This window comes from Salinicola sp. CPA57 (genome assembly GCF_003206035.1).
In the GTDB taxonomy this organism is placed as follows: domain Bacteria; phylum Pseudomonadota; class Gammaproteobacteria; order Pseudomonadales; family Halomonadaceae; genus Salinicola; species Salinicola socius.
This window is the reverse complement of the sequence record NZ_PZJR01000001.1, coordinates 299920-311699: the sequence shown is the minus strand read 5'-3', so window position 1 is coordinate 311699 and position 11780 is coordinate 299920. Positions and strand designations below refer to the sequence as shown.

General features: G+C 62.0%; 9 protein-coding genes. 6 read left to right on the top strand and 3 right to left on the bottom strand.

The annotated features are described in order from the left end of the window. Nucleotides 1–121: 121 nt before the first annotated feature. The 5 genes from DOM36_RS01430 (at nt 122) to DOM36_RS01410 (ending at nt 7612) form a co-directional block, all read left to right on the top strand. Entirely contained in the window at nt 122–1213 is a 1092-nt protein-coding gene (locus DOM36_RS01430; protein WP_110640781.1) for an HlyD family secretion protein, read from the top strand. A gap of 40 nt (nt 1214–1253) precedes the next feature. Further along, nucleotides 1254–2804, top strand: a complete 1551-nt coding sequence (locus tag DOM36_RS01425; RefSeq protein ID WP_110640779.1) for a DHA2 family efflux MFS transporter permease subunit — start codon at nt 1254–1256, stop codon at nt 2802–2804. A gap of 173 nt (nt 2805–2977) precedes the next feature. Beyond that, nucleotides 2978–3391 carry a hypothetical protein gene (locus DOM36_RS01420; RefSeq protein ID WP_110640777.1) on the top strand — a complete coding sequence of 138 codons (414 nt, stop codon included), beginning with the start codon at nt 2978–2980 and terminating at the stop codon, nt 3389–3391. A 9-nt stretch (nt 3392–3400) separates the two neighbouring features. Next, on the top strand, nt 3401–5806 hold the full coding sequence (locus DOM36_RS01415) for a GNAT family N-acetyltransferase (RefSeq protein ID WP_110640775.1): 2406 nt from the start codon (nt 3401–3403) through the stop codon (nt 5804–5806). Between the two features lie 330 nt (nt 5807–6136). Further along, nucleotides 6137–7612: an aminoacyl-histidine dipeptidase gene (locus DOM36_RS01410; RefSeq protein ID WP_110640773.1), complete on the top strand. Its 1476-nt coding sequence runs from the start codon at nt 6137–6139 to the stop codon at nt 7610–7612. A gap of 417 nt (nt 7613–8029) precedes the next feature. On the opposite strand, the gene DOM36_RS01405 is transcribed toward DOM36_RS01410, so the two are convergent. Continuing rightward, nucleotides 8030–8911, bottom strand: a complete 882-nt coding sequence (locus DOM36_RS01405; protein ID WP_110640771.1) for an SDR family oxidoreductase — start codon at nt 8909–8911, stop codon at nt 8030–8032. A 168-nt stretch (nt 8912–9079) separates the two neighbouring features. Between DOM36_RS01405 and DOM36_RS01400 the strand changes: the two genes are divergently transcribed. Continuing rightward, complete coding sequence (locus DOM36_RS01400) at nt 9080–9613, top strand: TetR/AcrR family transcriptional regulator (RefSeq protein ID WP_157958524.1); 534 nt, start codon at nt 9080–9082, stop codon at nt 9611–9613. A 267-nt stretch (nt 9614–9880) separates the two neighbouring features. Here DOM36_RS01400 and DOM36_RS01395 read toward each other — a convergent pair whose 3' ends face one another. Continuing rightward, nucleotides 9881–11044 carry a phosphatase domain-containing protein gene (locus tag DOM36_RS01395; protein WP_348626368.1) on the bottom strand — a complete coding sequence of 388 codons (1164 nt, stop codon included), beginning with the start codon at nt 11042–11044 and terminating at the stop codon, nt 9881–9883. 157 nt (nt 11045–11201) lie between these two features. Then, nucleotides 11202–11765 (bottom strand): type 1 glutamine amidotransferase domain-containing protein, encoded by a 564-nt coding sequence (locus DOM36_RS01390; protein ID WP_075569306.1) that lies wholly within the window; start codon nt 11763–11765, stop codon nt 11202–11204. Nucleotides 11766–11780 lie beyond the last annotated feature (15 nt).

Here is an 11780-nt window from a genome sequence, read left to right as displayed (position 1 = left end):
GGCGTTTCCTCGTGCCGACATGGCGCGATTCTTGTTGCGCGAGATGGCGTTTTTCAAAAGATAGTGTAGTCTACACTACACATTGAGTGGGCGTACGTCCCTGACTCGAAAAAGGCTCGGCATGAAGATCAAGAAAAAACTCTATTCGGCGGTAGTCGTTCTGGTAGTGCTGGCAGTCGCGCTGGTCCTCGTGTGGCGCTGGTGGCACACCGGGCGTTACTTCGTCGAGACGGACAACGCCTACGTGCATACCGACAGCGTCGCCGTACGCGCCGAGCTCAGCGCGCGAGTCATCGACGTGGCGGTGGACGACAATCAGCGCGTCAAGCAGGGCGACCTGCTGGTGCAGCTCGACGATCGGGATACTCGCAGCCAGTTGGCCCAGTCCCGAGCGCAACTGGCTGTCAGCACCGCCAACGTGATCCAGGCAGAGCGGCAGGTCGATCTCGACCAGGCCAGCATCGACGAAGCGCAGGCGCAGGTGACGGCGGCACAGTCGGACGTATCCCAGGCGCGCCAGCATCTCGAACGGTCCCAGTCGCTGGCCGCGAACAACTACGCCTCGCGCCAGCAGCTGCAGGACGATCAGGCCACGCTTCGCGTTGCCCAGGCGACGTTGGCGGCGCGCCAGGCCAGCGTCGAATCGGCCAAGCGGCGGCTGTCGGCCGATCGGGCCTCGATCGATAGCGCCAAGGCCAACCGCGATGCGGCCCAGGCCGATATCGATTATGCCCAGAGCCAGCTCGCCAAGACCCGTATCGTCGCCAGGCGCGATGGCGTGATCGGAAACCTGAGCGTCGAACCGGGCGATCTGGCCCAGCCGTCCCTCACCCTGATGCAGCTGGTGCCGGTCTCGAGCGCTTACGTGGTCGGCAACTACAAGGAGACCCAGATCGAACGGATGCGAGTTGGTCAGCCGGTGTCGCTGGAGGTGGATGCCTATCCCGATATCGAGTTCACCGGCAAGATCGACAGCGTGGCGCCTGCCACCGGCACCCAGTTCAGCCTGCTGCCGCAGGATAACGCCACCGGCAACTTCAACAAGATCGTGCAGCGCGTGCCGGTCAAGATTCGTGTCACCGGTCCCGAGGATCAATTGTGGCGGCTGCAGGCCGGCCTCTCGGTCGTGCCTTCGGTCGACACTCGGGAAGTCGATGGTCAGGCGATCTACTTCGATCCAGGCCCGCATCTGGAAGACGGCCCCGGCTCATGATGACAGACGGAGAGTCATCGGCACGCCGTGAGCCTCGATCATGAGTGAGGTGGCAGCGCCCACGGGGGCCGGCCCGCAGGAGATGCCTTCGTGGCATTACCGCTTCGGCTTCATCGCGGCGGTGTTCGGCATGTTCATGGCGATTCTGGACATCCAGATCGTCGCCAGCTCGCTGAACGAGATCCAGGCCGGGGTGGCGGCGAGCAGCGACGAGATCTCCTGGATCCAGACCTCCTATCTGGTTGCGGAGATCATCATGATCCCGCTTTCCGGCGTGTTGATGCGCTGGCTCTCCACCCGTGTCGCGTTCGTCATCTCGTGTGCCGGTTTCACCCTGGCGAGCCTGGGATGTGCGCTTGCCACCAGCATCGAACAGCTGATCGTGCTGCGTGCCATTCAGGGCTTCATGGGTGGCGCGATGATCCCGATCACCCAGGCGATCAGTTTTTCGCTGTTTCCGCGTCGCGCCATGGGCGCGGTGCAGGGCGTGATCGGCATGGTGGTGACCATGGCGCCGTCGATCGGCCCCACCGTGGGCGGCTATGTCACCGAAATTTTCAGCTGGCACTGGCTGTTTCTGGCCAACGTGATTCCCGGGATCCTCGTCACGCTGGCGGCCTGGCGCTTCCTCGATATCGACGAAGGCGATGCCAGCGTCGCCAAGCGCCTCGATTTTCGCGGCCTGATCCTGATCGCGCTGTTCCTCGGCAGCCTCGAGTTCGTGCTCGAGGAGGGCCCCGGCGACGACTGGTTCGCGAGCGGGTTGATCGTGGGGATGACACTGCTGTGTGCCGTCTCCTGCATCGGATTCTTCTGGCGCGTGTTCACCTACCACTCGCCGATCGTCGACCTGCACGCTTTCCGCAATCTCAACTTTTCGATCGGCACCGGGCTGGTGTTCGTGGTCGGGATCGCGATGTACGGTCTGGTCTATCTGATGCCGCTGTTTCTGGGCGGGGTGAGAGGCTACTCGAGTCTGCAGATCGGCGAGGTGATGTTCGTCACCGGGGTGGCGATGTTCTTCACCGCGCCGATCGTGGGGCGGCTGACCAACTCGGTCGATCTGCGCGTGCTGCTGTTCTTCGGCCTGATGCTGATCGGCATCGGCACGCTGATGAACAACAATCTGACCAGCGAATCCGGCTTCTGGCAGTTCTTCTGGCCGCAGATCGTGCGCGGTATCGGCATGATCATGTGTATCATCCCGGCATCGCGAATTGCGCTGGGCACGCTGCCGCCCCAGGAGCTGGGCAACGCCGCCGGACTTTTCAGCGTGATGAGAAATCTGGGCGGCGCGGTCGGCCTGGCGATGCTCGACACCGTGCGCGACTGGCGGGTGGATTATCACTGGAATCAGCTGATCCCGGCGCTCGATCAAGGGCGTGTCGTGGTGCAGCAGCAGATCGCCAACTATCAGTCGATGCTGATCGGGCACGTCGCCGACCCCTACCACAGCGCGGTGGCCCTGCTCGGGCAGCGCTTCGGCGTTCAGGCCCAGGTGCTGGCCTATAACGATATCTTCCTGTGGCTTGGCTGCATCTATCTGCTGAGCGTGCCGCTGGTGTTCCTGCTCAAGAAGATCGAACACTAGGCAAACACGTGATGAATGTCCGCGCTGCAAGGCGCGGCGTCGTTCGCCTTGAGCATCGCCTCGCTCGCCGATCCCTTCTGTGCTTCCCCTCGAGATCCCTCGGCTGGCAAGGCCCGGGCGCCAATGATTCAATAGCGCCAATCTCTCGACCGACGACTGGCAGGATTCTCACCATGACTTCACCGCAACGACCCAAACCCGGCGCCGACGAACCGACTCGCACCGTGCTGCGTCTGATCGGCAGCTTTGCCGCGCCGGTGGTGGTCTATCTGGTCGGGTGGGAACTGGTGGCGCAGCTGGTTCTACCGGATGTGGCGGCCGGCGGGCGCGAATTCGTGATCAATCTGTTCAGCGTGCTGATCCCTTTCGTCGGCGTGCTGTTGAGCGTCTATCTGGCCGGGATCAAGGCCGGGCGCCTGATGGGCGGCGGCGTGATGGCGATATTCTTTCTCTATCTGTATACGTCGTCCGGTGTCGTTTTCAGCTGGCTGCCGGTGGCGTTGACGCTGGGCGGCATTGCGCTGGCGGTTCTCGCCGCGCGCTACTGTCCGACCCTGAAACCCGATCTCGGCGGTGCGTTCGGCTAGGGCCTGCCCATGACCACGCCCGACACGGATCCTTCACTTTCCGCCTGGCTGACCGAGCAAGGCGATGTCCTCCGGCGGCGGCGCTGGCGTGGTGTGCTGTGGATTGCCGACGACGCCTCGAACGCGATCCGGAAAGCGCGAACCTGGATCGCCGCGGGGCACTGGCAGTCGCCGCTGTGGATCGGCCCCGAGTTGTCGTCCCCCGACGGTGCTGTGACCTGGCCGTCCGGGGTGAAACGCCTGAGTGCATCCCGCGTCCGCAGTCGGTTAGGTAGCGAGCACGATCTGGTAGTGTTCGACGCGGTCTCCGCCGGGGCCGGCTTCGATCCTGATGCCTTCGGTGCCATCAGCGGTACGGTGCTGGCCGGTGGCTGGCTCGTGCTGCTGACGCCGGAGCACTGGCGAGAGCCGGCCAGCCCGGACTGGCGTGCGGATGCCGATTATCGGCGCCTCGCGCATTGGCCCCACGCGGTGGAAACCCTGTCGACGCGCTACCTGCAGCGCCTCGCCACCCAACTGCGCCGCGGCAACGAACTGGCCGCGTGGCCGGCAGACGCTGCGCTGCCGATCGCGCCCGCCTGGGCGGATGCCGGCGCGCCCACGCCATCCGATGCAAACCGCACCGAGTCCGAAGCCGCTGGTGAGACAGAAGCCGAAGCCGCCGGTGATTGTCTCACTTCGGATCAGGCCGTGGCGGTATCGCGACTGACCCGGATGCGGCGCCGACGCCCCGTGGTGCTGGTGGCCGATCGCGGGCGTGGCAAGAGTGCCGCGCTGGGCATTGCCGCGGCGCGGCGTCTGCGGCAGGGTGAGCAGCGGCTCTGGATCACGGCGTCGAGTCTGGTCGCGGTCGACGCCGTGTTCGATCGCCTCGAGCAGCTGCTGCCCGGCGGTCGGCGCGAGGCCAATCGCTTCGAGGTCGTCGTGGACGGCCGCGATTGCCGGTGCGAGTGGTTGACCCCGGAGCAGGTGGTGCCGGCGCTGGCGGCGACCGGCATCGACGCTCGATCGCCGCCGACGCTGTTCGTTGACGAGGCGGCATCGATTCCCGCGGCGCGGTTGATGAGCTGGCTACGGCACTTTCCGCGCATTGCCTTCGCCACCACCGTGCACGGCTACGAAGGCACCGGGCGCGGGTTCGAAGTGCGCCTGCGTGACGCGTTGGACCGATTGACGCCGGACTGGCGGCGGCTGCAGCTCGAAACACCGATTCGCTGGGGCACCGAAGACCCGCTGGAGTCGCTGACACGAGATCTCCTGTGTCTGGATGCCGATATCGCCGCTCCCGAGTTGATTGCCGAATCGGTCTTCGGAGCAGCCTGCGAAGTGCCGGTCAGGTATGTCTGGCTGGATCGGGAGGCACTCGCCCGGGACGACGCCCTGCTGAGATCGATTTTCGGTCTGCTGGTACAGGCCCACTATCGCACCTCGCCGAGCGATCTGCGCCAGCTGCTGGATGGCCCCGATCTTCAGCTGCTGGCGGCTTTCGTCGGCGACGCCGTGGGCAAGCCGCAAGCGATCGGCATCTGCGTGGTGCAGCAGGAGGGCGGCTTCGACGCCACGCTGGCCAACGCCATCTACCGCGGGCAGCGGCGCCCGCGTGGCCATCTGCTGGCACAGTCTCTGGCGACCCACGGCGGCTTTGAGGCGGCCGCGCTGGCTCGCTGGTGGCGGGTCACGCGGATTGCCGTTCATCCGGCGGCCCGGTGTCGGGGCGTGGGCGCGTCGATGATCGAACGGGTCGCGGCGGCGGCGCTGGCTCGCGGCCTGGACCGCCTGGGGGTGAGCTTCGGTGCCGAACCGTCGTTGATTCGATTCTGGCGGCGGCTGGGGTTCTGCTCGCTGCGTGTCGGGCTGACGCGGGAGGCCTCCAGCGGCGAGCCGGCGCAGATGATGGGGCGCGGGTTGACGCCGGAGGCCGGGCAGGCGCTGGCTCGCATGAACGACGATTTCGTCTGTTATCTGCCGGACCTGCTGGCAAGCGAGCTCAAGGACATCGAGCCGTGCGTCGTGGTGGGCTGGCTGCAAGAGGGTGCGCCGCCGCAGATTCCCGCCGATCTATGCGAGCGGCTTGGCTGGTTTGCCGCGGGCGGCGGGGAACTGGCGCTGATTCGGCCCTGGCTGCGCACGGCCTGGCTCGCCTGGTGGCGACGACAACCATCGGCCACCGTTGTGCCGGCACTCGATTCCGGTTGGGCAGAAGACGCGCCGGAGGCGGGGATGTCGGAAGGGGCTAGGGAGAACGTCGACCTGACGACGGCGTCTCATGTCGCCGCTGTCGTGGCGGCGCTGTTCCAGTATCGGGATGAGGCGCTCTCGACACTGGGGCGGCGAGAAGGGCTGGCAGTGGCGCGAAGACTGGCATCGGCGTTGCTGGCCTGGCACCAAAACCATCGCGACCCGCGCACTCCTTGAGCTCCCGCCGCGCCTCATCGCATATGGTCAAGCTGGGATCAGGCGAGTAAGGTATTGGCACCTCAGGGGAAACGCTGCATACATGTCTGCGCAGGCGAATCGCTTCGGGGCGCGGGGCTGGAGCGCCAGCCCGGTCGGAATCCTCACCTATGACCCATGGGTTCCGGTTCCTGCGCTCCGGGCGCCTTGCCCTTCATCCTGCTCGCCGATTTATGCAGCGTTTTCCGAAACGGGCCGCGGCGCGCTGCCGGCCCAGACTGCATTCATCACTCTTTCTTTCGACACCCGTGGCGGTGGCACGCTCGCCGCACGACGAGGCTGGAATCGACCATGAACGATCATCTGCTGCAACTCTCCCCCGAGCCCGTGTGGCGTCATTTTCGTACGCTCTGCAATACGCCGCGCTCCTCTGGCCACGAAGCGAAGCTGATCGACATTCTCGAGCGCTGGGCCGACGACAACGGTCTGGCCCACGATCGTGACAGCTACGGCAACCTGCGGATCCGCCGGGCGGCGAGCCCGGGCTGCGAGACCGTGCCCGGCGTGATCCTGCAGGGGCATCTCGACATGGTCACCCAGGCCAACAGCGATCATCCCCACGATTTCCTTACCGATCCGCTCGATACCTACGTCGAGAATGGCTGGCTCCACGCCCGCGGCACCACCCTCGGTGCCGACAATGGCCTCGGCGTAGCGGCGGCGCTGGCGATTCTGGAAGCGGACGATATCGATCACGGCCCGATCGAGGCGCTGTTCACGCTGGAGGAGGAGACATCGCTGCAGGGCGCGCTGTCGCTTGACGAAGGCTGGCTGGAAGGCCGTTATCTGCTCAATCTCGACTCCGAGGACCGGGGCGAGGTCTATATCGGCTGCGCCGGCGGTGCCGACGTCGTCGTCGACGCCGACCTGCCGATGCGCGGTTGTGACGAAGAGGAGGTGATGCGGCGAGTCTCCCTGACCGGTCTGGTCGGTGGGCACTCGGGTGCCGATATTCACAAGGAGCTCGGCAACGCCAACCAGCTGTTGGTCAGGGCGCTGCGGAGGCTGGGCGAGTTCGAGATTCGGCTGGTGGACTATCAGGGCGGTACGCTGCGCAATGCGCTGCCGCGCGAAGCGTTCGCGACGATCGTGGTCGATGAACATCATCTGCCTGCGGTGGAAGACGCGCTTGGCGGCTTGCAGAGGCTCTATCGCGAAGAGCTGGCGGGTGTCGACGACGACGTGACGTTGACGCTGTCACCGGCGGCGGTCTCCTGCGAGGACGTGGAAGCGCTGACCGATACCGCCACCGAGCTGCTGGTATCCGCGCTCCACGCCGCCCCCTACGGCGTCGAGCGCATGAGCGTCGAAGTCCCGGGCGTGGTCGAGACTTCCAACAACCTCGGCGTGGTCTCGCTGGAGAACGGGCGTTTTCATCTCTGCGCGCTGGTGCGTTCGCTGCGCGATAGCGCGACACGCAATCTGGCGGACCGCTTCACTGCGCTGTTCGGCCTGATCGGCGCCCAGACGCGGGTCGAGAACGTCTACCCGGGCTGGACTCCGAGCGCGGACAGCACGCTGCTGACCCGTTTTCGCCGCCTTCACCGAGAACAGCTGGGCGAAGATCCAGCGGTCAAGGTGATCCACGCCGGGCTCGAGTGCGGCATCATCGGCGGCAAGTATCCGCAGCTGGAAATGATCTCGTTCGGCCCGGTGATTCGCGGTGCGCATTCACCGACCGAGCGCACCGAGCTTTCGTCCGTCGAAGAGTTCTGGCGCGTGCTCAAGGCGCTGGTCGCCGATATCGCCTCCGGCAGGGCCGCCTGAAACTGACCTGAAGCTGAACATGGCGAGCGGTTCTCTCGAATCAATGCTCGCCATGTAACGACCAGTTGGGTTTCGATACTTGTTATCTACAGAATTGTCGGGTCCGACAAAAACCGTCAGCACTCGAATCCTGCATGACGCGCCGAATCACTCTGAGTCTGACCTGAAATCAATGGGTTAAGTGAGAAATGGCGCGCTGGATAAGATTATTGAACGTGCGTGCTCGTTCAAGTGGAAAAACGAGCGCGCTATCTAATACTTGTCATGCAGGTCGTGTAGTGACCCTTGGCGCGCCTTCAATTTCGCTGAGCTAATCGGAGTTAGAGAGCGGCTACTGGACCCCTCCAGCGAAGGATGCGATGGTGATATGACTGACGGTAACAGGGGCAAAGAATGGTTTGCCCCTGTTACCTGGCATTACGCGTCAGCGCCGCCTAGTACCTTGTCTAGTTGCATTTCTTTCAATACACGGTCCTGGATGGGTTGTTTGGCAGCGTTGATTTCGTCGACCCCCCAAACCATGCCGACAGCTGTACGTGTAGGGCGTTTGCCAGCAGGCATATCGGCTAACGCCAAGTAGGCATCTACAACCATCTGTGGATCAGGCGCTTGATCACTCTGCATGAATTTTCCGAATTCCTCGAACATGGCGGCGGGAATCCTTGCCAGTTCACCGTAGCTGGCCAGTATGTCTGTGCGTCTAGGTTGTTGCCCTGCTGCAGTAAGGCCTGTCGGGAACGGGCCTGGCTGCACGATGGCAATATCAATACCGAAGGGTGCCACTTCGTAGCGTAAGCCTTGAAGGTAGCCTTCCAAAGCATGTTTGGTGGCGGCGTAGGTAGAGAAATACGGTGCTGAAATCTGACCAACCATGGATGAGGTATTGATGATCAGTCCGGACTCGGCCTCACGCATAGCCGGTAAAACAGCCTGTATAGTGCGCATGGCACCATAGTAGTTGGTTTCCATCTGTTCTCTGGCTTGGGCAATGCTAAAAGCTTCCGTAATGCCGAGATACATCACGCCTGCATTGTTAAGCAAAATATCGATCTTATCCACTTTAGCCAGCACACCTGCAATGGCCGTCTTGACGGATTCGTCACTCGTGACATCCATATCAACGACATGGATGGAATCGCTATACGCTTCCAGCTCGGCCTTCACTGCAGCATTCTTGCCTTCTGGGCCACGCATGGTAGCGAACACCCGATAGCCTTTATCGGCAAAGTCTTTTACTGACTTCTGGCCGAACCCACTACTGCTTCCCGTGATAACTATGTTTGCTTTTGTGTCGCTCATTTTTCATGCCTGCCAGGTTGCCAATTAAATACCAGGTGGTACAATAATGCCGCAGCCACCACATGTCAAATTAAAATACCGAGCGGTATAAAAATGAGTTCAGACCCAACGAAGCTTTCAAGGGGGCGACCCAAGACCCTGGATCGAGACCACGTTTTGGATGTGGCAATGGAAGCCTATTGGAAAGGGAACATCGGCAGCTTATCCCTGAATGAGATTTGCAGGAGATCCGGTGTCTCGAAACCAGGGCTTTATCGTGAATTTTCGAATGAAGATGGCTTGATGAAAGCCGTCATTGTCAGGTATCAGGAACAAGTACTAAACCCTGTGCAGCAGATGTTGCAAAGTGAAAATTCGTTTCGAGAGACCCTTGATAGCCTGGTATCATTTGCCACTTCAACGGGTTGTCAACATGATTCCCCAATGGGGTGCCTTTTTACTAAAATGCGTGAATCACGTACGCAGTTGGGTGAAGCAACGCGAGCACAAGTTTATCTCCTTGAAGAGCAAGCGTTGGCTGCTTTCAGGCAATGGGTGGAGCGTTCAAAGGCCAAAGGCGAGTTTGCTGCAGACATGTCATCAGAGTTTGCAGCAACCTATATCGATGCACAGATCAGCTCTGCTTCGTCACAGCTTGCTCGTGGCGAGGACCCGAAAATTGTGAAGAAGATACTGTCAGTCGCTTTTTCTATGCTGGGATGAAAATGCCGTTCAGTTCGGTATTTTTGCAACAAGCACGCCTTCGCTCATTTCAGGTGAAAGAAAGCTTTTTCAATTCTGTTTGATAGGCACAGCGCAATGCAAAGCAAACCACGACAAACTGAAATCCTACGCGCTTCGTTCGCACAATTCCGGTGAATGGGGCGTGGCCCACGTCAAGCCATTTCCATTGATCTGAACGCCCAAGGTTGGTGCCTCTCCCATGCAAGCGGCGACAATGCACGAAGCAAAAGGGCGGTAAACAACGGCTTACTGCCGCTGCTGCTCGTGCGTATCCTCGCGTACCGCTTGGCAACTTTCCTCGGAAATATACCCTTTCGACAGCGCGTGCTCCGCCATGCTGACGCTGTCGTGGGCGAGAATCAGTTCGCAGCCGGCAAGGCGAACCTCGTTGGCCAAGGCTTCGATCGCGGCGTCTCGCTCCGGGTCGTTATCCACCTTGCGGATGTAGATGGCGCGAACGCGATCCGGATGCGCCTTGACGATCTCGGTGTAGACCTCGGGGTCGCGCTGGCCGCTGTCGCCGATGAGAATGAACGGTAGCGAGTCGTAGAGCGACAGCATGTTGTTGATGACATCGGACTTGTGATCCTCGGCCTTGCGTGGCCAGGGGCGTTTTATGGTCATGCCCCATTCGCGCAGGAACAGGATCGGCCCAACCGGAATATGGTTGAGGTTGAAGAACGCCTCGAGCACCTCGTAGATGCTCCAAGGGCCTCGCGAGACGTAAAGCATGGGGCGCTGACGATTGCCTTCCGCGCCGCCGTAGAGAGCGCGATACAGCGCGGCGACGCCCGGAAAGGCGGTGCGTCGATCGGCTTTCTCCATGAAAAGCCGGTAGAGCATCTTCAACTTGTTGGCGACACCGGTGTACATCACCGTGTCGTCGATATCGCTGATCACGATCAGGTCGGTACTCGCCGGCGGAATGTAGATTTCGGTTTCAGTGCTGATGGCGTCGTCTTCCGAGACGACCTGTAGCTTGACCGAATGCCAGATCGCCTCGGCGGGCAGGGTGTGGGTAATGTCGATATGTGCGTGGAAGTAGCCGTCGCGATCGGTGGTGACGGTCGCGTGGGTCGCGCCCAGCCGGATATCCACCCGGGCATCTCTGACCCCGTGCCTCACCACGCGGCGGGCGACATCGACCAGGTCACTGGCGACGCCACCTTGCTTCCAGCTCGCCAATCGGCCGGGCTGGCGAAACACGCGCCCCATGATGAAGGCTTCCGAATGCGAGCCGTAGCCGCGATACGGATGAACGATGACCCCGCCTTCGCCCCGGTCTCCGCGCATCGGGCGGGTGAAGATCCGGACCAGTTTCTTGGTAAAATGAATGAGCTTGGTCACGAACAGCCGAGGTAGAGAACCCGAAGCGGAAGTGTCGGCATGGGTATCGCGAAAGTGGGGCACGGTGGCAGGCAATCCTAGGTTTGGTTAACAGTGAGTATGGGAACTCGCGGACCATCGTGCAAAGTCTGGACGGATAAAGTCTGGACGGGCTTAGACCGGCCTGACACAAAAACGCCCACCGATCGGTGGGCGTTCGTTTCGACGTCGAGAACGACGATCAGGCGTGCTGATGGCTATGACGGCCTTCCGCCACTTCTTCCAGCAGCTTGCTGTTGAAGTCGTCGAGATCCTTCGGCGTGCGGCTGGTGACCAGGCCGGCATCGACCACGACCGATTCGTCGAACCACTTGGCACCTGCGTTCTTCAGATCCTGGGCGACGGACGGGACGGATGTCATCTTGCGCCCTTCGACGACACCAGCGTTGATCAGGATCCAGGGGGCGTGGCAGATCGCAGCGACCGGCTTGCCCGCTTCGAAGAAGTGTCTGACGAACGTCAGTGCGTCCTCGTTGAGGCGCAGTGTGTCCGGGTTGAACAGACCGCCGGGCAGGAGCAGCGCGTGATAGTCGGCGGCGCTGGCGTCGCTGAGACTCTTGTCCGCTTCGTAGGTGTCGCCCCAATCCGTTTCGGCCCAGGCGCGAATGCCCTTGCCGTCCGGCGTGATGACATGCGTTTCGACGCCCTGGCCTTGCAGCGCAGCGCGGGGAGACGCCAGTTCGGACTCCTCGAAGCCATCGGCGGCGAGGATTGCGACACGTTTGCCGTTGAGTTGCTGAGCCATCTTGACCTCCCAGTC

What these genes read in the sequence shown, in the direction of transcription:
- DOM36_RS01430 (WP_110640781.1), top strand. Translation starts at nt 122, where the DNA reads ATGAAGATCAAGAAAAAACTCTATTCGGCGGTAGTCGTTCTGGTAGTG.
- DOM36_RS01425 (WP_110640779.1), top strand. Translation starts at nt 1,254, where the DNA reads ATGAGTGAGGTGGCAGCGCCCACGGGGGCCGGCCCGCAGGAGATGCCT.
- DOM36_RS01420 (WP_110640777.1), top strand. Translation starts at nt 2,978, where the DNA reads ATGACTTCACCGCAACGACCCAAACCCGGCGCCGACGAACCGACTCGC.
- DOM36_RS01415 (WP_110640775.1), top strand. Translation starts at nt 3,401, where the DNA reads ATGACCACGCCCGACACGGATCCTTCACTTTCCGCCTGGCTGACCGAG.
- DOM36_RS01410 (WP_110640773.1), top strand. Translation starts at nt 6,137, where the DNA reads ATGAACGATCATCTGCTGCAACTCTCCCCCGAGCCCGTGTGGCGTCAT.
- DOM36_RS01405 (WP_110640771.1), bottom strand. Translation starts at nt 8,911, where the DNA reads ATGAGCGACACAAAAGCAAACATAGTTATCACGGGAAGCAGTAGTGGG.
- DOM36_RS01400 (WP_157958524.1), top strand. Translation starts at nt 9,080, where the DNA reads ATGGAAGCCTATTGGAAAGGGAACATCGGCAGCTTATCCCTGAATGAG.
- DOM36_RS01390 (WP_075569306.1), bottom strand. Translation starts at nt 11,765, where the DNA reads ATGGCTCAGCAACTCAACGGCAAACGTGTCGCAATCCTCGCCGCCGAT.